Source organism: Micromonospora sp. NPDC005173 (assembly GCF_040608515.1).
Lineage (GTDB): Bacteria > Actinomycetota > Actinomycetes > Mycobacteriales > Micromonosporaceae > Micromonospora.
In genome coordinates this window covers 1-20,746 of sequence record NZ_JBEXIK010000047.1, presented here as the reverse complement: position 1 = coordinate 20,746, position 20,746 = coordinate 1, and the positions used below count along the sequence as shown (strand labels likewise).

The following is a 20,746-nucleotide window of genomic DNA, read 5'->3' as shown; positions in this document are numbered from 1 at the left end:
ACGGTCGGTCCATGACACCTGCCACCTACACCGTCACCGGTCACTGGATCGGTGGCGAGATCGTCGCCGGCTCGGCCGGCACCCTTCCCGTCGTGAACCCGGCGACCGGCGACGTGGTCGCCGAGGCCCCGGCCGGCACCGCCACGGACGTCGACCGCGCCGTCGCCGCCGCCCGGGCCGCCTTCCCCGCCTGGGCGGCGACCACGCCGCAGCAGCGGGCGGACGTGCTGCGCCACCTCGGCGCCGGCCTCACCGCCCGCCAGGAGGAGATCGCCGGGGCGATCACCGCCGAGATGGGCTCACCGATCACCATGTCCCGGACCGCCCAGGTCGCCTTCCCGGCCGCGGTCATCGAATCCGTCGCCGGCCTGGCCGAGGACTTCGCCTGGACCGAGGAGATCGGCACCTCGCTGATCGTCCGTGAGCCGATCGGCGTGGTCGGTGCGATCACGCCGTGGAACTTCCCGCTCCAGCAGGTCGTCTCCAAGCTGGCACCGGCGCTGCTCGCGGGCAACACGGTGGTCCTCAAGCCGTCCGAGAACGCCCCGCTGACCGCACGGATCCTCGCCGAGGTGGCGACCGAGGCGGGTGTGCCGGCGGGCGTGTTCAACGTCGTGTACGGCACCGGCCCGATCGTCGGCGAGGCCATCTCCGCCCACCCGGACATCGACATGATCTCCTTCACCGGCTCCACCCGGGCCGGGAAGCGGATCGCCGCGGTGGCCGCGGAGACCGTCAAGCGGGTCGCGCTGGAGTTGGGCGGCAAGGGCGCGAACATCATCCTCGACGACGCCGACCTGCCCGAGGCGGTCAGCCGGGGCCTGATGATGTCGTTCACCAATGGTGGCCAGGTCTGCGGCGCATGGCCGCGGATGCTGGTGCCCGCCTCCCGTCAGGACGAGGTCGTGGCGCTGGCCGTGGCGGCGGCGAAGCAGTACACCGTCGGCGACCCGACCGACGAGGCCACCCGGATCGGCCCGATGGCCTCCGAGGCCCACCGGCAGAAGGTCATCGGATACATCGAGCGGGGCATCGCCGATGGCGCCCGGCTGGTGTTCGGTGGCCCGGATCGGCCCGAGGGCCTGGCGAAGGGCGCCTACGTCCAGCCGACGATCTTCGCCGACGTCGACCCGCGCTCCGCCATCGCCCAGGAGGAGATCTTCGGCCCGGTGCTGACGATCATCCCGTACGCGGACGAGGAGGAGGCCGTGGCCATCGCCAACGGCACGCTGTACGGCCTGACCAGTGGCGTCTTCGGCGAGCCCGAGCACGCGACGGCGGTCGCCCGGCGGCTGCGGGTGGGCCAGGTCGACGTGAACGCCGGTCACTGGAACCCGCTCGCGCCGTTCGGCGGCTACAAGCAGTCCGGCAACGGCCGCGAGTTCGGCCGCTTCGGCCTGGAGGAGTTCCTGGAGACCAAGTCCATCCAGCGTTGACCGCGCCGGACGGTCCCCGGCCCGCGCCGTTGGGCCGGGGCCGTCCGCCGCCGCCGCCGCGCATCCTGGGCTTCGGTGAAGATCGTGCTGGATCGTGGATGTAGTGGCCTCGTACGCCCCGTCACACCCCTGGATCCAGGATCGAGCGCGATCTTGCGAAGGATTCGGTGGGTGGATATGGGATGGCACCGGCGCGGAGTCCGGTTTGTGGTCTTGTGTCCGTGCACGGCGAGGCGGAACACCGTGCCTGGGCTCGCCTGTTGCACTCAACGTGCCGGTCCACCCGCCGGCACCCACCGATCGGAGACACCGTGGACCGCGCCCAACTCGCCAGCTTCCTGCGTACCCGACGCGAGGCGCTGCAGCCCGAGGACGTGGGACTGCCCCGGGGCCAGCGCCGACGTACCGGAGGGTTGCGACGCGAGGAAGTGGCCGCGTTGAGCGGGATGTCCACCGACTACTACAGCCGGCTGGAGCAGCAGCGAGGCCCACATCCCTCCGAGCAGATGCTCGCCGCCCTGGCCCGGGGCCTGCGGCTCTCACTGACCGAGCGGGACCACCTGTTCCAGCTCGCCGGGCACGCCGTCCCGCACCGAACGGTCCGGGCCGACCACGTCAACCCGGGGATGATGCGGATCCTCGACCGGCTCCACGACACTCCCGCCCAGGTGGTCAACCACCTCGGCGAGACGCTGGCGCAGACCGCACCGGCGATCGCCCTGCTCGGCGACGAGACCCGGCACTACGGGCTGGATCGCAGCCTGCACCACCGCTGGTTCACCGATCCGCAGACCCGACAGCTGCACCCGGCGCAGGACCACGCGGCGCAGAGCCGACTCCTCGTGGCGCACCTGCATGCGGCGTACACCCGCGACGGCCGGGGCTCGCGAGCGGCGGCGATCGTCGACGCGCTGCTGGCCGCAAGCCCGGAGTTCGCGGACCTGTGGCGGGAGCACCCGGTGCCGGCCGGCTACTGCCCGCCGAAGCACTTCGTCCACCCCGAGGTGGGGCCGCTGGAGCTGCACTGCCAGACCCTGGTGGACCCCGACCAGTCCCAGACACTCCTGGTCTTCACCGCCGTACCCGGGTCGGAGAGCGACGAGAAGCTGCGGCTGCTCTCGGTCATCGGCTCCCAGTACGCCTGATCCCCCGGCCGCCCGGTCAGCCGCGCAGGAACGCCAGCAGATCCTTGTTGACCTGGTCCTGCAGGGTGGACGTCATGCCGTGCGGGGCGCCCGGGTAGTAGATCTCCTTGGCGTTCGCGACAAGCTTCGCGGTCTTGTGCGCCGAGTCCTTGACCGGCACGATCTGGTCGTCCTCGCCGTGCATCACCAGCGTCGGGATGTCGAACTTCGCCAGGTCGTCGCGGAAGTCGGTCTCGGAGAACGCCTTGATGCTCTGGTACGCGTTCCACAGACCGGACTGCATGCTCCACAGCCAGAACTGGTCGAGGATCCCCTTCGACACCTTCGCGCCGGGCCGGTTGGCGCCGTAGAACATCTGGGCGAGGTCCTGGTAGAACTGCGACCGGTCGGCGAAGAGCTGGCTCCGCAGGTCGTCGAAGACGCTGATCGGCAGCCCTTCCGGGTTGTCCGCACTCTGCACCATGATCGGCGGTACGGCCGAGATGAGCACGGCCTTCGCGACCCGTCCCGTCCCGTGCCGGCCGATGTAGCGGGCCACCTCACCACCGCCGGTGGAGTGACCGACCAGGTTGACGTCCCGCAGGTCCAGTGCCTCGATGACCGCGGCCAGGTCGTCGGCGTACCCGTTCATGTCGTTGCCGGCGCTGGCCTGGCTGGACCGGCCGTGCCCGCGACGGTCGTGCGCGACAACCCGGAACCCGTTCTGGACGAGGAAGAGCATCTGCCCGTCCCAGGCATCGGCGCTCAGCGGCCAGCCGTGGGAGAAGGTGACGACCGGCCCCTCGCCCCAGTCCTTGTAGTAGATGTCGGTGCCGTCCTTCGTCTTGACATAGCTCATGCCGATGCCTCCTGGTCATTGGGCGGGAATCGGACGGACGGCTGGGGCCGGCACCCCGTGCCGACACCGCGCCTGCGGACACCGTCTACCGGTCCGGGGCGTCCTTCCCCGATGCTAGGTGCGGCCGCCGGAGGGCTGGGCCACATCGCCCGAATGCTGTTCACGTCGGCGCTGAGGGGCCGGGTAGCGGGCCGGGCTGACGCCCAGATGACGCCGGAAGTGGCGGGTCAGATGTGCCTGGTCGAAGAACCCCGCCCCGACGGCGGCCTCGGCGGGACGCTGCCCCGCGAGGAGCAGGCGACGCGCGAGCTCGACCCGGCGACCGGTCAGGTACGAGTGCGGCGGCAGCCCGTGTACGTGGGTGAACGTCCGGACCAGGTGGGTTGGGTGGGCGTGCAGCAGCTCGGCGGCCTCGCGCAGCGTGACGCCCTCGACGGTCCGGGCGTCCAGCAGCTCGCGCAGTCGGTCGGCGAGGCCGCGTGTGCCGGGCTGGCCGCTGGCCGGAGCCTGCTGGCGGAGCTGCCGGCGGAGCCGTTCCAGGATGAGCGCGAGCCGACTGTCGGCCTCGAACTCGTCCCCCCGTTCGGCGAGCACCTGGTGCAGGTGGTGGATCCGGTGCCGCAGTTGCGGATCGGCCAGGTTCGGCCGGTCGACCGCCCGGCCGGCCAGCTCCACACCGAGCGCCGAGGTGTCGAGGTACAGGACCCGCTTGCGGAAGCCGTGCGGCGTCGCGGAGCGGCCGTCGTGCGGCACGTGCGGCGGCAGCAGGGTGACCGACGTCCGCAGCGCGCCGTGCCGGTGCCGGTCGAGGTCGAAGCGGACCGCACCGTCGTCGACGATCAACAGAGTCCACACGTCGTGGGTATGCGGCGGGTACGCATGATCGACAAAGTGGGCGTGGAAGACCTCGGCGACCCCGGCTACCGTGGGTCGCCACGCGCTGACGTGCGAGCCCGCCGGGCGGGTGGCCACGCTAAGAACGTACAAGACCGGTCGGTGCCGAGGCTGGCAGGTTCGAGTCCATGACCGAACCGATCCGCTTCAACACCAAGATCGCCGTACTGCTCCGCAACGACCTGGCGGGCTGGCAGCGGCTGAACGTCACCGCCTTCCTGGTCAGCGGCATCGCGAACGCCGAGCCGGAGTTGCTCGGCGAGGAGTACCGCGACGCGGACGACACCAGCTACCTGCCGATGTTCCGCCAGCCGGTGCTGGTCTTCGCCGGCGAGCGGGCCATGCTGACCGCCGCGCACTCGCGCGCGCTCGGCCGTGGGCTACGCCTGGCCATCTTCACGCAGGAGCTGTTCGCCACCGGTAACGACCGGGACAACCGCGCCGCCGTGCGGGCGGTCGGCCGGGAGAAGCTCGACCTGGTCGGGTTGGCGCTGCACGCCCCGCGCAACGTGGTGGACAAGGTGTTCAAGGGCGCCAGCATGCACCCCTGACGTGACCGCCGGGCATCCTCCTGCCACAGGTCCGGGCCAGCGACGAGTCGCGAAAGTGGCCCGGTGTCCAGCGCGGACACCGGGCCACTGGTGCTCAGCCGTCCATCCCCAACGCCTCCATGGGGCTGACCCGGGACGCCCGCCGGGCCGGCAGCACCCCGGCCAGCGCGGTCAGCACGACCAGCGCCGCGAAGAGCCCGACCAGTGGCAGCACCGGCAGGGCCAGCGGTGCGTTGATCCCGAGGACCTGCACCGCCAACCAGGCGTACGGAATGCCGAGCAGCAGGCCGATCGTCGCACCGATCACCCCGTAGAGACCGGACTCGACGGTCAGCATGCCGCGCAGGCCGGGCCGGGACAGGCCGACCGCGCGGAGCAGCCCGGACTCGCGTACCCGCTCCACCACCGAGAGCGCGGTCGTGGACCCCACACCGACCACCGCAATCAGCACGGTCAGGCTGACCAGGCCGACGGCGATCCAGAGCAGGGTGGTCAGCACCTCGTCGTGGCGGTCCCGCTCGTCGGCGAGCACCGCGAGGCCAACCCCGTCACTGCCGCCGATCGCCTGCCGCAGCGCCTGCACCGCAGCGGTACGGCCGTCCTCGCCGGGGCGGGCCGCGTCGGCCAGCAGACCGCTGAACGCCGGCGGCACGCCGAGCCGGTCGAGGTCGGCACGGTCGGTGATGATGCCCGCGTGCAGGGGGCCGTGGTCGGGCAGGACTGCGGCCACGCGTACGTCGACCGTCTTCCCGGCGAGGGCGAGCGTGGTGCTGTCGCCGGCCCGCAGCCCGGCGTCCCGGGCGACCCAGCTGCCCAGCACGATCCGGCCGGGGCCACGGTCGGCCAGCGTGCCCTGCGCCGCGTCCAGGTCTTCGGTGCTCGGCAGGGACGGCAGGTCGAGGTCGATGGTCGGGTAGCCGGATTCGGCGCTGCCGAGCCGGTCGGCGCCGCGCATCAGCGTGACGTCGTCGATCCGCCGGTACGGCACCACCCGGGCCAACGCCCCGCGTGCCGCCTCGGCCCGCGTCACGACGGCTGCCGGTAGCGCTTCACCGTTGCTGGCGGTGACCTCGAAATCGGTCGGAGCGGAGAGCGCCATCTCGCGGTCGGCGAGGATCCGCATCGACGCACCGCCGATGACGACACCGGAGATCAGGGTCACGCCGAGCGCGACCACCACGGAGACCGCGGCGGCGCGGCGCGGCGTCCCTCCGATTCCGCCGACCGCCAGCCGCCCGAGCGGCCCGAACTGGCGCAGCGGCCAACCCACCACGGCCAGCACCGGGCGCACCAACAGCGGCCCGAGGGCCACCAGCGCGAAGAACGCCAGCGTGCCGGAGCCGACGAGCAGGAGCAGCCCCGGCATCGGGTCGTAGGACTCCTGGTCCGGCGCGGGCAACCGGCTGACCGTCGCGGCGCACGCCAGTGCCGCGCCGGTGGCCAGTAGCCCCCCGGACACCAGGCGCAGCACCCCGACGCCGCGGCGGCCGGCGGTGATGCTCGCCGCCCGCAGCGCCTCCAGCGGAGAGACCCGGGCGGCGGAGAACGCCGGCGCCAGGACCGCCAGCACGGTGAGGACGACGGCGCCGACCACCACCGAGACCGCGGCGGCCAGTGGCAGGCCCGGCGCCGAGACCGCCTTTCCGGAGGCGCGCAGGACCGCCGGGAGGGCGTGCCCGGCCGCGAGAGCGGCGGTGACCCCGACGCCTCCGGCGACCAGCCCGGTCAGGGCTCCCTCGGCGATCAGCGCCCCCACCAGGGCGCCCCGGCTCGCGCCGACCGCGCGCAACAGCGCGAGTTGCCGCATCCGCTGGGCGAAGACGATGCGGAAGGTCGAGGTGACCACCAGCGCCGCGGCGACGACCGCCACCGCGACGAACATGCCGACCAGGGCGAACAGTCGCCCGACCTGCTCGGCCTCCGCATCGGCCTCCGCCTGGCGGACCTCGTCACCGGTGCGGATCGGCAGGTCGGCCGGCAGCGTCGCGGTCATCCGGCCCCGCACCGTCTCCGCCGACGCGCCGGGGGCCACCCGCACATCGATCCGCTCCAGCGGGATCAGACCGGCCCACGCGGTCACCACGCTGTCCGGGGCGTACGCGTTGAAGCCACCGTCGTCGGGGGTCTCGACCAGGCCGGTGACGGTGAGCCCGGTGGGGGTGGTCAGCTCACCGCCCGTCCCGCTGGTCACGGTGCCGACCGAGAGCCCCAGCCGCTCGACGGTACGCGGGCTGACCGCGATCTCGCCGGGGCTGTCCGGATAGCTCCCCTGGACCAGCCGGACCCTGGCCAGCGGGCCGGTGCCGGGGTCGGCCTGCAGGTTGAGGTACCCCTCGCCGAGGGAGACACCGATGGTCAGCCGGCCGACCGCCTCGGCGACGCCCGGCACGGCGCGGACGCGCTGCAACGCCGCCACGCTGGGCGGCGGCGGCTGCTCCGGATCGCCGATCACCAGGTCGGTGGCGGCGGGGGTGCCGCTGAGGTTGTCCAGCGTGGTCCGTTCGGTGATCTGCTGGGCCAGCACGGTGCCGAAGACGACGAACGACGCGACCAGGATGGCCAGACCGGTCAGGATCAGACGTCCGGGGCGTCGTGCCGCCGCGCTCACCTGGGTCCGCAACGCCGTCGCCCTCATGCGCCGGCCGCCAGATCGCGCAGCGCGTCGGTGACCGAGCCCTGGTCCGGCTTGTCGATCTCCCCGGCGACCCGGCCGTCGGCGAGCAGCACCACCCGGTCGGCGTACGCGGCGGCGATCGGGTCGTGGGTGACCATGACGACCGTCTGACCGAGGTCGCGTACCGAGTCGCGCAGGATGGTGAGCACCTCCGCGCCGGAGCGGGAGTCGAGGTTGCCGGTGGGCTCGTCGGCGAAGACCACCTCGGGACGCGACACCAGCGCCCGGGCCAGCGCCACCCGCTGCTGCTGACCGCCGGAGAGCTCGCTGGGCCGGTGACCCAGCCGCTGGCCGAGCCCCAGCACGTCGACCAGGTGCGCGAGGAGTTCACCGTCGGGCTGCCGGCCGGCGAGATCCAGCGGCAGCGTGATGTTCTGCGCGGCGGTGAGCTGCGGCAGCAGGTTGAACGACTGGAAGACGAACCCGATCCGGTCCCGGCGCACCCGGGTCAGCGTCCGGTCGGACCGGCCCGTGAGCTCCGTGCCACCGAGCAGGACCCGGCCGGAGGTGGCCGTGTCCAGACCGGCGAGGCAGTGCATCAGCGTCGACTTGCCGGACCCGGAGGACCCCATGATCGCGGTGAACTCGGCCCGGCCGAAGCCGACCGAGACCCCGTCCAGGGCACGGACCGCGGTGTCGCCGCTGCCGTACACCTTCACCAGGTCGACCGCGGCGACGGCGGCGTGGCTGGTCTCCGGCGGGGCGTGCGTTGTCATGGTTCCTCCAGTGGCTGCGACAGTGACCGGGGAAGCCTCGCCCGCGAGGGTGGGTGGCCGCATCGGCCCGCGGTCCGGGATCGCGGGCGCCGGGTCTGCCTTTCGGCCGATCCGGCCGACCCGCCGACCTGGCTACGCTGGGTCACGATGAACGCGCCGGGATTCTCGAATTGGTGGATACGCCTGGGCCAGCTCGCCGGCCTGGCGGCCATGGCCCTGCTCGGCCTCTTCGACCTGCGGTTCGGCCTGCTTCGGGGGATGGGCACAGCCTTTGCCCTGCTCCTCCTGGTGCGGTTGGGGCTGGCGATGGCGACCACGCTGGTCTGGCTGCCCGTGCACCGGCAGGGCTCCCGGCTGTTGCCACTGGCGGCGCTCCTGCTGGGCGCCACCTCACTCGCCGTCACCGGCGGTGTCGTCGTGCTCACCGGGGCCGGTACCCGCCCCATCGGCGGCACCTGGGGTCTGGCGGAGTCCGCCGGCCTGTTGGCGGTGGTCTTCGTGGTGGCCCGGCGCGGCGCGCCCCGGCTCGCGCCGTGGGCGGCGGTGGTCGCCGCGCTCGCCGCCGCCGCGCTGCCGCTGCGCGCCGGCGCCGAGAGCGTCTACGTGATCTTCGGGCTGCTCCAGGCACTCGCCGCGGTCGGCGCCGCCGCGGTCGGGATCTACCTACGCGTGGTCGCCGCCGGACGGGAACGGACGATCGCGCTGGTCCGGGCCGAACAGCGCGCCGAGTTCGCCCGCGACCTGCACGATTTCATCGCCCACCACGTGACCGGCATCGTGGTGCAGGCGCAGGGAGCCCGGTTCGTCGCCGAGCAGGACCCGCAGCGGGTGATCGTCGCTCTGGAGCAGATCGAGCGCGCCGGCGCCGAGACGATGGCCTCGATGCGGCGGATGGTCGGCGTCCTGCGCAATCCGGACGCCCCGCCGGACGCGCCGCTGGCCCCACTGGCCGGCGTGGCCGACCTGGCGCCGTTGCTGGAGGGCCACAACGGCACGACGAACGCGCCGGCCCGGCTGCACGTCGACGGGCCGCTGGACGGGCTGCCGGTGGAGGTCTCGACCTCGGCGTACCGGGTGGTGATGGAGGGGCTGACCAACACCCGCCAGCACGCCCCGGACGCCCGGTCGGTGGACGTGTCCGTGCGCCGTACCCCGGACTGGCTGCTGGTCCGGGTCGCCGACGACGGCGCGACCCCGCGCACCGCGCCGGCCCGAGGGCACGGCTTCGGCCTGATCGGCCTCAGTGAGGGGGTACGTGCCCTCGGCGGCACGATCACCGCCGGGCCCGGCGTCGCCGGCGGTTGGGTGCTCGACGCGGCGCTGCCGCTGCGCCCGGCGGTGGTCCGGTGATCCGGGTACTGATCGCCGACGACCAGGCGATGGTCCGGACCGGCTTCGGCATGATCATCGGGGCGCAATCGGACATGGAGGTGGTCGGCGAGGCCGCCGACGGGGTCGTCGCGGTCGAGCTGGCCCGGCGCCTGCGACCGGACGTGGTGCTGCTGGACATCCGGATGCCCCGCCTCGACGGCCTCGAAGCGCTGCGGCTGCTCGCCGGGCCCGGCGTCACCGACCCGGTCAGGGTCGTCGTGGTCACGACCTTCGACCTCGACGAGTACGTGCACACCGCGCTGTCCAACGGCGCCTGCGGCTTCCTGCTCAAGGACTCCGGCCCCGCGCTGCTCGTGGAGGCGGTCCGCGCGGCCGTGTCCGGCGACGCGTTGATCAGCCCGTCCATCACCGTACGGCTGCTGGAACACCTCAGCCCGCCCGCTCCGGCGCGGGACCACGCCGGCCTGTCCCCCCGGGAACTCGACGTCGTGAAACTCGTCGCCCGGGGCCTGACCAACGCCGAGATCGCCACCCAGCTCTTCATCGCCGTGGGCACGGTCAAGACCCACCTGGCCAGCGTGCAGACGAAGCTCCCGGCCCGCAACCGCGTCGAGATCGCCGCCTGGGCCTGGGAACGCCGCCTCGTCGGCTAGCAGGCCCGCCGAAGCCGGGTCTGGCGCGGGCCGCGACATCTTGCGACGCTAACGCTCGTGTATGACTACGACCTGTTGGTGCTGGGCTCCGGACCCAGTGGTCAGAAGGCTGCGATCGCGGCCGCCAAGCTCGGCAGGCGGGTCGGCATCGTGGACCGCCGCGACATGATCGGTGGGGTGTGCATCAACACCGGCACCGTCCCCTCCAAGACGCTGCGCGAGGCGGTGCTCTATCTGACCGGGCTGAGCCAGCGGGACCTCTACGGCAGCAGCTACCGGGTCAAGGAAGAGATCACGGTCAGCGACCTGGCCGCCCGCACCCAGCACGTGATCACCCGGCAGACCGACGTCATCCGCAACCAGCTCGCCCGCAACCGGGTCGCGATGATCACCGGGACCGGCCGGTTCGCCGACGCCCACGCGATCTGGGTAGACGGCGGCTCCGGGCGCGAGTCCAAGGTGACCTTCGACAAAATCATCATTGCGGCGGGCACCCGCCCGGCCCGCCCGGACAGCGTCGACTTCGACGACCGGACCATTGTGGACTCCGACGGCGTCATCAACCTCCAGGCCGTACCCCGCAGCATGGTCGTGGTCGGTGCCGGCGTGATCGGCATGGAGTACGCGTCCATGTTCGCCGCGCTCGGCACCAAGGTGACCGTGGTGGAACGCCGCGACCGGATGCTCGACTTCTGCGACGAGGAGGTCGTCGAGTCGCTCAAGTACCACCTGCGCGACCTGTCCGTGGCGTTCCGCTTCGGCGAGGAGGTCGCCGCGGTGGAGAAGCACCAGACGGCGGCGCTGTGCATCCTGAAGAGCGGCAAGAAGATCGTCGCGGACACCGTCATGTACTCGGCCGGCCGGCAGGGCCAGACCGACGACCTGGCGCTGGAGTTGGCCGGGCTGCAGGCGGACAGACGCGGCCGGATCACGGTCGACGCCAACTACCGCACCTCGGTGGACAACATCTACGCGGTCGGTGACGTGATCGGCTTCCCGGCGCTCGCGTCCACCTCGATGGAGCAGGGCCGGCTGGCCGCCCAGCACGCCTGCGGCGAGCCGGTCCGGGAGATGCACGGCCTGCAGCCGATCGGCATCTACACGATCCCGGAGATCAGCTTCGTCGGGCAGACCGAGGCACAGCTCACCGACGCCTCGACGCCGTTCGAGGTGGGTATCGCGCGCTACCGCGAGCTGGCCCGTGGTCAGATCGTGGGTGACTCGTACGGCATGCTGAAACTGCTCGTCTCCCCCGACGACGGTCGGCTGCTCGGCGTGCACGTGTTCGGTACCGCCGCCACCGAGATCGTCCACATCGGGCAGGCGGTGATCGGCTGCGGCGGCACGATCGACTACCTGGTCGACGCGGTGTTCAACTACCCGACGCTCGCCGAGGCGTACAAGGTGGCCGCCCTGGACGCGTCCAACAAGATCCGCAACATCACCCGGATCGACGGCTGACACATCGCCAACGCGTGTCGGTGGTTTTCGCTAGGGTGCCGACACTGTTGCAGCATGGGAGAAAGAGGCAGTCGTGGGCGCATCCGGGTGGAGCTACGTCGTCGCGTACCAGCCAGACCTGGACGCGGCGTTGGACGCCCTGCGGGACAAGGTGTTCGCCGAGGGCGACTACTGGTGGGCCCGGGGCGAGATCCCCAACTCGGCCAAGGACTACGACGACCGCCCCACCACGATGGAGGAGCTCTTCAACGACGAGGCGGTGCAGGAGTCGGGGACGCACTCCATCCTCGACGTCTACCGGGTCCTGAACGATGGTGAGAGGCCCGACTACGGCACCGTCGAGCCGGTGAGCGCCGCCGAGGCGTTGCGCCTCACCGGGACCGAGCGGCTCACCCGCGAGCATCTGGGAATCATCAAGGATCTGGCCGAGCGGAGCTGGTTCGGCCGCTGCGCGGTCCTGCACGACGTGCAGGGCCGACCCGAGGAGATCTACTTCTGGGGATACTCCGGCGACTGACGGCCGCACCCGGTCACCCGTTGGCGGGATGTCCGGCCGCCCTGGTCGGCTGCCAGAATTCGTCCATGCGACGCGGCATCGTCGGGCGGGACGAGGTGTTCGACCGGGCCTGGCAGCTGCTGAGCCAACCCGGGCCGGTGCTGCTGGAGGGGCCCGCCGGCATCGGCAAGACCGAGTTGTGGCGGGCGCTGGTCGCGCAGGCCGCGCAGGCGGGTTGGCTGGTGCTGAGCTGCGCGCCCACCGAGGCCGAATCCGAGCTTCCGTACGCGGCCCTGGCCGACCTGCTCCGCCCGCTCGCCGACCGGGTCGCCGCGCTGCCCCGGCCACAGCGGGTCGCGGCCGAGGTGGTGCTCCTCTCCGGCGACGCCCACGAGGCGGTCGACGTGCGGGTGGTCGGGGCGGCCACCCGGTCGCTGCTGGAAGCCGCGACGGCGGCGAACACCCACCCGGCGGTGCTCGTCGCGGTGGACGACGCGCCCTGGCTGGACCGGCCCAGCGAACGCGCGTTGCGGTACGCGCTGCGCCGAGTGACCGGCCTGGCCACCCTGGTGAGCCGCCGACGCGGCCCGGGTGCGCCCGGAGACGTACCCCTCGGGCTCGACGAGGGCCGCAACGGCGACCCGGTCGGCCGTGTCGAGGTGCCACCGCTCGACGTCGGCGCGCTGCACCACGTCCTGCGCGATCAGCTCGGCGCCACGCTCAGCCGGCCGATGCTCGTCCGAGTGGCCCGGGAGGCCGACGGCAACCCGCTGCTGGCCATCGAGGTGGTCCGGGCGGTACAACGCCTGCCGCGCCAACCCGCACCCGGCGACGACCTGCCGGTGGCCGCGTCCATGCACCACCTGCTCGCGGACGTCCTCGCCGGGCTGCCCCTGGCCAGCCGCGCCGCGGTGCGACTGGCCGCGCTGCTGACCGTGCCCACCCTGGCCGACCTGGCGGCGGCGGAGGTGTCCGCCGCCGCGCTGGACGCGCCCGAGGAGGCCGGGCTGATCGTCGTGACGCCGACCGGCGTGCGCTTCACCCATCCGGTGTACGCGGCCGCCGTCCGGGCCGGCATCCCGCCGGGAGTCCGCCGCCGGCTGCACCGGCAGCTCGCCGACCTGCTCACCGATCCGGACGAGCGGGCCCGACACCTCGCGCTCTGCGCGACGGACCCGGACCCGGTGGTCGCGGACACCCTCGCCGCCGCAGCCGCGCGGTGGCACAGCCGGGGCGCACCCGACCTCGCCGCAGAGCTGCACGACCGCGCCGGCCAGCTCACCCCGGCCGACGACCGGGTACGCCTGGGCCACCGGCGACTCGCGGCGGCCCGCTGCCGATTCGACAGTGGCGACTTCCCGGCGGCCCGACAGGCGGCCGAGGCGGTCGCGTCGGAGTTCGACGGCGACGTCCGGGCGGAGTCGCTGCTGCTGCGCGCCGTCGTCGCCTGGTCTGGCGGTGAGGCAGCCCGGGTGGCGGTGGACAACGGCACCCGGGCGCTGGCGGCGGCCCGACCCGACTCGGCGCTGGCCGGGCGCATCCACGCCCACCTCGCCGTCTTCGACGACCGGACGGAAGCGGCCCGGGAGCACGCCGAGGCCGCCGCCACGCTGCTGGACGGACGCCACGACGACCACGACCTGCTCGCCGCCGCCCTGGTCCTGCTCTTCTTCCAGGAGGTACGGCTCGGCCAGGCGCCGCGTACCGACCTGTTGGACCGGGCCCTCACTTTGGAGGGTGACGAACCGGCCTGGCTGGCGAGCACCGTGCCCGCGATCTGGTGGAAGTCGATCGACGACGCGGAACGGGCCCGGCGGCGGCTGCACCGGATGCTCGGCCGCGCCGAGGCCCGGGGCGACGAGCCGCTGCAACACGAGCTGCTCTCCCACCTCGGGGAAGCCGAATTGCTGGCCGGGCGGTGGGACGAGGCCGAACGGCACATCACCGCGGCTCGGGAGCTCGGTGACCAGCTCGGCACCGGCCTCGTCGGTGAGACCTGGCTGGCCGGGCTGCTCGACGCGCACCGGGGGCGGTTGGCCGAGGCGACCCGGGTGGCCGAGTCCGGCCTGCGGCTCGCCGACGAGTTGGACGACGACTGGTGCCGACGGATCCACCAGCAGTTGGCCGGGTTCGTGGCCCTCTCCGCCGGCCGGATGGAGGAGGCCGCGTCCGCGTACACCAGCCTGGCCGCGACCATCGACGCCAACGGTCTGGTGGAGCCACTCGCCATGCGGTTCGAGCCGGACTGGATCGAGGCGTGCGTCGCGGTGGGCGATCTCGACCGGGCGGCGGCCGTGCTGGAGCGTCTGACAGCCCGACACCGCCGGCTGCCGCGTCCCTGGACGACGCTCGGCTCCGCCCGGGCCCGCGCGCTGTTGGACAGCGCCACCGGCGTCGACCCCGGCGAGGCGCTCGACGCGCTGACGGTGGCGCGGGACGCCGTACCACCGGATGTGCTGCCGTTGGACCGCGCCCGCTGCCTGCTCGTGGCCGGGATCGTGCACCGCAGGTCCCGCCGCAAGCTGCCGGCCCGGCAGGCGTTGGAGGGAGCGCTCGCGGAGTTCACCGCGATCGGCGCGGCGGCGTTCGCGGACCGGGCCCGGGCGGAGTTGGCTCGCGTCGGTGGCCGCCCACCGACACCCCGGCACCTCACCGCCACCGAGGAGCGGGTGGCCCAGCTCGCGGCGCGCGGGCGGACCAACCGGGCCATCGCCGACGAGCTGTTCATCAGCCCGAAAACCGTCGAGGCGAACCTGGCTCGGATCTACCGCAAGCTCAGCATCTCCACCCGCGCCGAGCTGGGTGCCGCGATGAGCAGGGCCGACGCGCAAGCGTAGGGAAACGCCCGATTCCTCGCCACCGGCTGCGACCTAGCCTCAGGTCATGGCCGGCTACCTGTTCGCACTGGAGCAGTACGACCGCTCCCCCGACACGGACGGGGCGGCGCCGGCGTTCGGCACCCCAGACTGTCGGCTGGTCGCCGCCGTCCGGCTACCGACCGACGACGTCGTGATCGCGCTGGTCGAAGGCCCCAACGCGGAGGTGGTGGCCGCGGCCGCCGCAGCCGCCGCATGGCGGGTCGACCGCCTGATCCCGGCTCGGTGGATCCATCCACCCGGGACCGCCCCCACCAATCCGGAACTCCCCTGACCAGCGAGGGAAGCATGACTGTGCGCCGTCTGATCGCACCCGTGTGGTGCTCACTGCTGCTCATCCCGCTGGTCGCCTGCGGCGGAGCGGACGATGGTCCGGCCGCCCCGGTGGCCGACGCCGGGCAGAGCGTCACGGCCACGCCCGACGGCGACCCGTCGGCCGCCGCCCCGGCGGAGGAGTCGCCTGCCGCGCCGGCCGTTGACGCCTGCGCCCTGGTGTCCAAGCAGGAGGCTGAGAAGCTGGCCGGCACCCCGCTGCAGGACCCGCTGGAGAAGCCGGCGCCGGACCGGGACACCTGCACCTACACCGGCCCGGTCAGCGGTCCGACCGCCCAGGTCGAGGTGTTCGTCGGCCCCGGCGCGAAGAAGTTCCTCGACATCGAACGCGAACTCGGGCACGAGCTGACCCCGATCAGCGGTGCCGGCGACGAGGCGTACGCCGAGGACGGCACCGTCTTCGTCAGCAAGGGCGGGGTGTGGGTCTCCATCCGACTCGTCCGCACCGATGACCCAGCCAGGTACCGCGCGGCCCTGGAGACCCTGGCCCGTACGACCGCCGGCCGGCTGTGACCCGCGGCGGAGGGGACGTGATGGCACCCGGAGCCCGGCGGCACCGTGCGATGGTGGCGCTGCTCGCGGTGACCCTGTTGCTCCCGGCGGCCTGCGATCGGGGTGCAGCGGACCCGACGCCGCCCGGTCCGCCGGCCGGTGGCACCGGCGGTGACCAGCGGTACGGTGCGGCGCCCGCGCCCAATCCGGACGTGACCTATCAACCCGACGTGGTGTTCGTGGGCGGCGGCGGTGGATCGGTGCGCGGGCTCTCCGAGGATGCGCTCACCTGGCGCATCGATCCCGCCGCCAGCGGTGCCGACCGGCTCGCCCGGGGCAGGGTCATGTTCCTCACCGGTCGGGCGGTCGGACGGGTGCTCGATGTACGCCGCGACGGGGAGGACCTGGCGGTGACCCTGGGACCGGTGGACATCACGCAGGTGATCCGCGACGGCACCTTCGCCGGTGACCGGCCGGTCTCCCTGGACAATCCGACCCGGTACGACGCGGGCACGCCGTTCTGGGCTGAGTACGACGGCGAGGCCGGCGGGGGCGGCGGCTCGGTGACGCCGGTGGTCGGGATGGCGGCCGGCACTGGGCGGCAGAGCGCGATTCGGCCGGCGGCCGGCGCGGGTGAGCAGCGGATCGCCGGGTTCGCGGTCACCCCGTTCTGCTGCGCGAGCGGAGTCGGCGCGCGGTTCACTTACGACGGCGGCGGTATCCGCATCGTCGGCACGGTGACGCTGCTGATGAAGAACCCGACGGCCCGGTTCCACCTGGAGATCCGGGGTGGCGCGATCCGTCGGGCGGAACTGCAGATCGGCGGTATGGCCGGGCTGCGGATCGAGATCGCGGGTGCCACCGACGCGGGGCGGAACGTCAACAAACGCATTCCGATCCCGCTGGACTTCAGCGTGCCGGTCGGCGAGATCCTCGGCGTCCCGTTCTCCATCACCGCCAACCAGCTTGTCGGGGTGCAGACGGCGTTCAGCGCCAAGGACGGCAACATCAAGGCGGCCGGCGAATGGTCGCTGGGCGGCTCCCTCGGGTTCGGCTACGCCGACGGCGCCTTCGGCGTCACGAAACCCTGGAACCTGACCGTCCGCAACAGCATCACCGACTCCATCTACGGCCCGTCGGTCGGTGTCAGCGGCATCATCGTCCATTACCAGGCAGCCTTCCGAGCCGGTCTGGGCGCCTTCGGCTTCACCGCCGGCCTGTATGCCACGGTGACCGCCACGGTGGGGCTGACCGTCGGCTCCGCCCTGGGCGCGCCGATCGAGCTGTGCCGCAGCACCCAGCTCGGCCTGTTCCTGGACTACGGCGTCGGCTACAGCATCCCCGCCGGCCTGGTGAAGGCGGTCAACGCCTTCCTCGAACTGATCAACGCCGGGTCGATCGAGGCGAAGTCGGGCATCGGTCGGGTGGACAACGTGTTCAACAAGCTGGACATCCAGCCGGACGTCAAGATCTGCCGGGCCTGACGGCCCTGGCTGAGCGCAGTGGGGGGCGCCGCAGCCAGGGCCGGGCGTGCCCGGTTCCGGGCCGGACGGCGTGGAGGGTTCGGGGCACCCTCCACACCGTCCGGTGTGGCGTCAGCCTGCCGCGCAGGTCGGGGTCAGGGTGCCGGCGGTGCCATTGGCCTGGAAGCCGAACTCGGTGGACTGACCGGCGCCGACCCGGCCGTTGTAGGCCACGTTCGTCCAGCGCGTGGTGCCGGTGTCACCGCTGCGGTTGGCGTTCCAGGCGTTGGTGACCGTCGCGCCCGTCGGCAACGTGATCGTCACCGCCCAGGAGTTGAGGGCCGACGATCCGGCGGTCACCCGCACCGTCCCCACGAAGCCACCCGTCCACTGGTTCACCGACACCGTCGCGGTGCAGCCACCAGGCCCCGGGGGCGGGGTCGTGGGCGGCGGAGTGGTCGGGGGCGGAGTGGTCGGCGGCGGGGTCGTCCCGTTGTTGAGCGCGGCGAGCACCGCGTCGTACGCCGGCTTCTTGGCGCCGCCGCTGGTGAACAGCAACGGGTTCTGCGAAGCCCGCCACGAATCGCTGTCCCGGATGCCCCAGACGGTGATGCCGTTGCAGCGGGGCACGGCGAGACAGTCCTGAACGACACTGCGGTACGTGGCCGCGGAGGCCCCCTCGATGTCCAGCTCGGTGATCTGCACGTCGACGCCGAGCGCCGCGAAGCTGGACAACGTGGTGCGGTAGTTGCTCGGGTACGGCGAGCCGCTGTTGAAGTGCGACTGGAGGCCGACGCAGTCGATGGGCACGCCGCGCTGCTTGAAGTCCCGCACCATCGTGTACACGGCCTGGGTCTTGGCATGCGACCAGTCGTCGGTGTTGTAGTCGTTGTAGCAGAGCTTCGCGGCGGGATCGGCGGCACGGGCGGCCCGGAACGCCGCCTCGATCCAGTCGTTCCCGGTCCGCTGAAGGTTGGAGTCGCGCCGGGCACCCGAGCTGCCGTCGGCGAACGCCTCGTTCACCACATCCCACGCCACGACCTGACCCCGGAAGTGGGTCGCCACCTGGGTGACGTGGTTAAGCATCGCCTGCCGCAGCGCGCTGCCACTCATGTTCTGCATCCAGCCCGGCTGCTGCGAGTGCCAGGCCAGGGTGTGACCGCGCACGCTCATCCCTCGACTGCGCGCGTGGTTGACGATCTGGTCGGCAGCGCCGTAGCTGAACTGACCCTGCTGCGGTTCAGTCGCGTCGATCTTCATCTCGTTCTCGGGCGTCACCGAGTTGAACTCACGGTTCAGGATCGTGGTGTAGGCGCTGTCGCTCAGCTTGTTCGCGGCCACGGCCGTGCCGAAGTACCGACCCTGCTCGGCGGCGGACGCACCGAGCGTGGTGCCGGCGGCGGCGGGAGCCGCCAGGAGCATCGCCATGCCGGCGGCGAGAGCACCCACCCCGGCCAGCGCGATCGCGGCTCTTGAGGCCGCCTTCCATTGCGGGTTTCGCATCGTGCAACTCCAGTTCTGGGTGGTGGTGTCGGGGTCAGGAGGTCCAACAGGCGACGCCGTTCAGGGCGAAGGACGACGGTCTTCCGGTGCCGCCCTCGTGGGTGGCCTGGAAGCCGATGTCGACCGACGCGTTCGGCGCGATGGCGGCGTTGTAGGAGACGTTGCGGGCGGTCACCGCGCCGCTCGCCGGGGAGTACTGCGCGTTCCAGCCGTTGGTGATCCGCTGACCGGTGGGCAGCGTGAAGGTCAGCGCCCATCCGTTCACCGGCGCCGCACCGGTGTTGGTGATGGTCACGCTCGCGGTGAGTCCGGTGTTCCAGGCGTTGACCGCGTACCCGATCCGGCAGGCACCCCCGGTCGGGGGCGGAGTCGTCGGGGGCGGAGTGGTGGGCGGCGGGGTCGTCGGCGGCGGGGTGGCACCGTCCAGCCCGAAGAAGCGGAGCACCTGCGCGGCGTCGACCGCCAGGTTGTGCGAGACGCCCTGCATGCTGATCGCCTCGACCGGAGCCGTGCCGCCACTGTTCCCGTACCGGGTCCGGGTGTAGCCGGCCTGCGGTGAGTCGGTGTACGTCGGGGTCTGGCTCAGCCCGTGCACGTTGGTCCACTGCTTGACCTGCTCGCCGAAGTTCGGGTAGCGCAGCGTCTCATCGTTGGTGCCGTGCCAGATCTGCATCCGCGGTCGCCGGCCGGTGTAGCCCGGGTACGCCTCGCGCACCAGGTCCCCCCACTGCTGCGGAGTCCTGATGAGCTGACCGTTCGCGCACTCGCTGTTCCACTCCGAACTGCCGCCGGTGGCGAAACAGCCGAACGGCACCCCGGCGAAGGACGCGCCCGCCGTGAACACGTCCGGGTAGACGCCCAGCATGACGTTCGTCATCATCGCCCCGGACGAGGTGCCGGTGGCGAAGATCCGGTCCGGGTCGGCGGCGTACCGCTGCCGCACGTGGTCGACCATCGACATGAGCCCGACCGGGTCGCTGCCACCGCCCCGGCGCAGTGCCTGCGGCGAGGACACGTCCCAGCAGAGGCTGCCGCGGGTCACCGACGGGTAGATCACGATGAACCCGTACCGGTCCGCGAGGGACGCGTACTGCGTGCCGGAGTGGTACGCCGGACCTGAGCCGGTGCAGTAGTGCAGGGCGAGCAGGATCGCCGGCCGGGACGCCACCCGGTCCGGGACGTACAGGTGCATCCGCAGGTTGGTGGGGTTGCTGCCGAAGCCTGTCACCTCGGTCAACGTGGCCGCCGAGGCTGGCGCGGCGAACGCCAACGCGGCAGCGGCCAGCGTCACGGTCGCCATGAGGGCGCCAAGCATTCTTTTCTTCAGTCTCATTCGCGATTCCTGGGGAGAGTGGCGCATGGAAGGGGAGTAGATCGAGGACTGCCCTTCGCCCGACCCTGACCGCGGCTCGCGTGACTGTGTCAGCTTCAATCGAGGATGCTCGATTGTCAAGACTTCCGGAAACCTTTCGCCGCCCGGACCGGGCGGCAGCCTGCGCAGCGACCATTTTCGCCGAACACCGGTGGCGACGTGTTACCGCAACATTCCCGATAGCCGGTGGTTGCTCGACTCCCGGTCGGATCGTCCGCTTCCACGAGTTCGACGATCTCCATGGCCCAACCGGTGGCTCGGCTCGGTGCTCCGGCCGGAAGTCACACCTGGACGGGACTGAAGGTGTTCCGGCGTGGGCTGATCCGGACAGCGGCATGCCCGCCCTCGGCACCATCGTCGCCTGACCCACCGGATCGATGTCACCGCTCAAAGCGTGATGACTCTGAGGCATAAAAATGGGTCTTGTGTCGGGTGTGTGGGTGGGGTGGTCATCTTCGGGGTAGTTCGGGTCGGTGGCCGCCGAGGCTGAGCATGGCCAGGGCGATGAGGG

Annotated in this window: 17 protein-coding genes; 11 read left to right on the top strand and 6 right to left on the bottom strand. The window is 72.2% G+C overall.

The window, feature by feature from the left end:
• Positions 1-11 precede the first annotated feature (11 nt).
• A complete protein-coding gene (locus ABZV00_RS31475; RefSeq protein ID WP_355612984.1) occupies positions 12-1,436 on the top strand; it encodes an aldehyde dehydrogenase family protein in 1,425 nt (474 codons plus the stop codon).
• A 311-nt stretch (positions 1,437-1,747) separates the two neighbouring features.
• The gene (locus ABZV00_RS31470) at positions 1,748-2,581 is read left to right on the top strand and encodes a helix-turn-helix transcriptional regulator (RefSeq protein WP_355612982.1); all 834 of its coding nucleotides are present in this window, start codon (positions 1,748-1,750) and stop codon (positions 2,579-2,581) included.
• Between the two features lie 16 nt (positions 2,582-2,597).
• Here the strand turns inward: ABZV00_RS31470 and ABZV00_RS31465 are convergent, their stop codons facing one another.
• The gene (locus ABZV00_RS31465) at positions 2,598-3,419 is read right to left on the bottom strand and encodes an alpha/beta hydrolase (protein ID WP_328415898.1); all 822 of its coding nucleotides are present in this window, start codon (positions 3,417-3,419) and stop codon (positions 2,598-2,600) included.
• Positions 3,420-3,533: 114 nt separating this feature from the next.
• On the bottom strand, positions 3,534-4,391 hold the full coding sequence (locus ABZV00_RS31460; RefSeq protein ID WP_355612980.1) for an AraC family transcriptional regulator: 858 nt from the start codon (positions 4,389-4,391) through the stop codon (positions 3,534-3,536).
• A gap of 50 nt (positions 4,392-4,441) precedes the next feature.
• Between ABZV00_RS31460 and ABZV00_RS31455 the strand changes: the two genes are divergently transcribed.
• Entirely contained in the window at positions 4,442-4,864 is a 423-nt protein-coding gene (locus tag ABZV00_RS31455; protein WP_328415895.1) for a DUF2000 domain-containing protein, read from the top strand.
• A gap of 94 nt (positions 4,865-4,958) precedes the next feature.
• Here the strand turns inward: ABZV00_RS31455 and ABZV00_RS31450 are convergent, their stop codons facing one another.
• Both ABZV00_RS31450 and ABZV00_RS31445 read right to left on the bottom strand, forming a co-directional pair.
• Positions 4,959-7,484, bottom strand: coding sequence for an ABC transporter permease (locus ABZV00_RS31450; RefSeq protein WP_355612978.1), 2,526 nt, complete (start codon positions 7,482-7,484; stop codon positions 4,959-4,961).
• A gap of 11 nt (positions 7,485-7,495) precedes the next feature.
• Positions 7,496-8,254 (bottom strand): ABC transporter ATP-binding protein, encoded by a 759-nt coding sequence (locus ABZV00_RS31445; RefSeq protein WP_355612975.1) that lies wholly within the window; start codon positions 8,252-8,254, stop codon positions 7,496-7,498.
• Positions 8,255-8,401: 147 nt separating this feature from the next.
• Here ABZV00_RS31445 and ABZV00_RS31440 point away from each other — a divergent pair, with 147 nt between their 5' ends.
• The 8 genes from ABZV00_RS31440 (at position 8,402) to ABZV00_RS31405 (ending at position 17,381) form a co-directional block, all read left to right on the top strand.
• The gene (locus ABZV00_RS31440) at positions 8,402-9,604 is read left to right on the top strand and encodes a histidine kinase (RefSeq protein ID WP_355612972.1); all 1,203 of its coding nucleotides are present in this window, start codon (positions 8,402-8,404) and stop codon (positions 9,602-9,604) included.
• On the top strand, positions 9,601-10,239 hold the full coding sequence (locus tag ABZV00_RS31435; RefSeq protein WP_328415888.1) for a response regulator transcription factor: 639 nt from the start codon (positions 9,601-9,603) through the stop codon (positions 10,237-10,239). Before ABZV00_RS31440 ends, ABZV00_RS31435 begins: the two co-directional genes overlap by 4 nt.
• A gap of 57 nt (positions 10,240-10,296) precedes the next feature.
• Positions 10,297-11,700: a Si-specific NAD(P)(+) transhydrogenase gene (gene sthA, locus ABZV00_RS31430; RefSeq protein ID WP_328415887.1), complete on the top strand. Its 1,404-nt coding sequence runs from the start codon at positions 10,297-10,299 to the stop codon at positions 11,698-11,700.
• Positions 11,701-11,773: 73 nt separating this feature from the next.
• Positions 11,774-12,217, top strand: a complete 444-nt coding sequence (locus ABZV00_RS31425) for a hypothetical protein (RefSeq protein ID WP_355612968.1) — start codon at positions 11,774-11,776, stop codon at positions 12,215-12,217.
• A gap of 65 nt (positions 12,218-12,282) precedes the next feature.
• On the top strand, positions 12,283-15,033 hold the full coding sequence (locus ABZV00_RS31420) for an AAA family ATPase (RefSeq protein WP_355612966.1): 2,751 nt from the start codon (positions 12,283-12,285) through the stop codon (positions 15,031-15,033).
• Positions 15,034-15,079: 46 nt separating this feature from the next.
• Entirely contained in the window at positions 15,080-15,346 is a 267-nt protein-coding gene (locus tag ABZV00_RS31415; protein WP_355612963.1) for a hypothetical protein, read from the top strand.
• 14 nt (positions 15,347-15,360) lie between these two features.
• Positions 15,361-15,918, top strand: a complete 558-nt coding sequence (locus ABZV00_RS31410) for a DUF3558 family protein (RefSeq protein WP_355612960.1) — start codon at positions 15,361-15,363, stop codon at positions 15,916-15,918.
• 20 nt (positions 15,919-15,938) lie between these two features.
• Positions 15,939-17,381: a hypothetical protein gene (locus ABZV00_RS31405; protein ID WP_355612957.1), complete on the top strand. Its 1,443-nt coding sequence runs from the start codon at positions 15,939-15,941 to the stop codon at positions 17,379-17,381.
• A gap of 111 nt (positions 17,382-17,492) precedes the next feature.
• On the opposite strand, the gene ABZV00_RS31400 is transcribed toward ABZV00_RS31405, so the two are convergent.
• Entirely contained in the window at positions 17,493-18,863 is a 1,371-nt protein-coding gene (locus ABZV00_RS31400) for an endo-1,4-beta-xylanase (RefSeq protein ID WP_355612955.1), read from the bottom strand.
• A 34-nt stretch (positions 18,864-18,897) separates the two neighbouring features.
• The gene (locus ABZV00_RS31395) at positions 18,898-20,196 is read right to left on the bottom strand and encodes a PHB depolymerase family esterase (RefSeq protein ID WP_355612952.1); all 1,299 of its coding nucleotides are present in this window, start codon (positions 20,194-20,196) and stop codon (positions 18,898-18,900) included.
• Positions 20,197-20,746: the final 550 nt, after the last annotated feature.

Bases quoted from the DNA above. Each gene is read 5' to 3' on its own strand.
- ABZV00_RS31410 (WP_355612960.1), top strand. From the start codon at position 15,361: ATGACTGTGCGCCGTCTGATCGCACCCGTGTGGTGCTCACTGCTGCTC.
- ABZV00_RS31400 (WP_355612955.1), bottom strand. From the start codon at position 18,863: ATGCGAAACCCGCAATGGAAGGCGGCCTCAAGAGCCGCGATCGCGCTG.
- ABZV00_RS31405 (WP_355612957.1), top strand. From the start codon at position 15,939: ATGGCACCCGGAGCCCGGCGGCACCGTGCGATGGTGGCGCTGCTCGCG.
- ABZV00_RS31395 (WP_355612952.1), bottom strand. From the start codon at position 20,196: ATGAGACTGAAGAAAAGAATGCTTGGCGCCCTCATGGCGACCGTGACG.
- ABZV00_RS31445 (WP_355612975.1), bottom strand. From the start codon at position 8,254: ATGACAACGCACGCCCCGCCGGAGACCAGCCACGCCGCCGTCGCCGCG.
- ABZV00_RS31415 (WP_355612963.1), top strand. From the start codon at position 15,080: ATGGCCGGCTACCTGTTCGCACTGGAGCAGTACGACCGCTCCCCCGAC.
- ABZV00_RS31455 (WP_328415895.1), top strand. From the start codon at position 4,442: ATGACCGAACCGATCCGCTTCAACACCAAGATCGCCGTACTGCTCCGC.
- ABZV00_RS31475 (WP_355612984.1), top strand. From the start codon at position 12: ATGACACCTGCCACCTACACCGTCACCGGTCACTGGATCGGTGGCGAG.
- ABZV00_RS31465 (WP_328415898.1), bottom strand. From the start codon at position 3,419: ATGAGCTATGTCAAGACGAAGGACGGCACCGACATCTACTACAAGGAC.
- ABZV00_RS31440 (WP_355612972.1), top strand. From the start codon at position 8,402: ATGAACGCGCCGGGATTCTCGAATTGGTGGATACGCCTGGGCCAGCTC.
- ABZV00_RS31420 (WP_355612966.1), top strand. From the start codon at position 12,283: ATGCGACGCGGCATCGTCGGGCGGGACGAGGTGTTCGACCGGGCCTGG.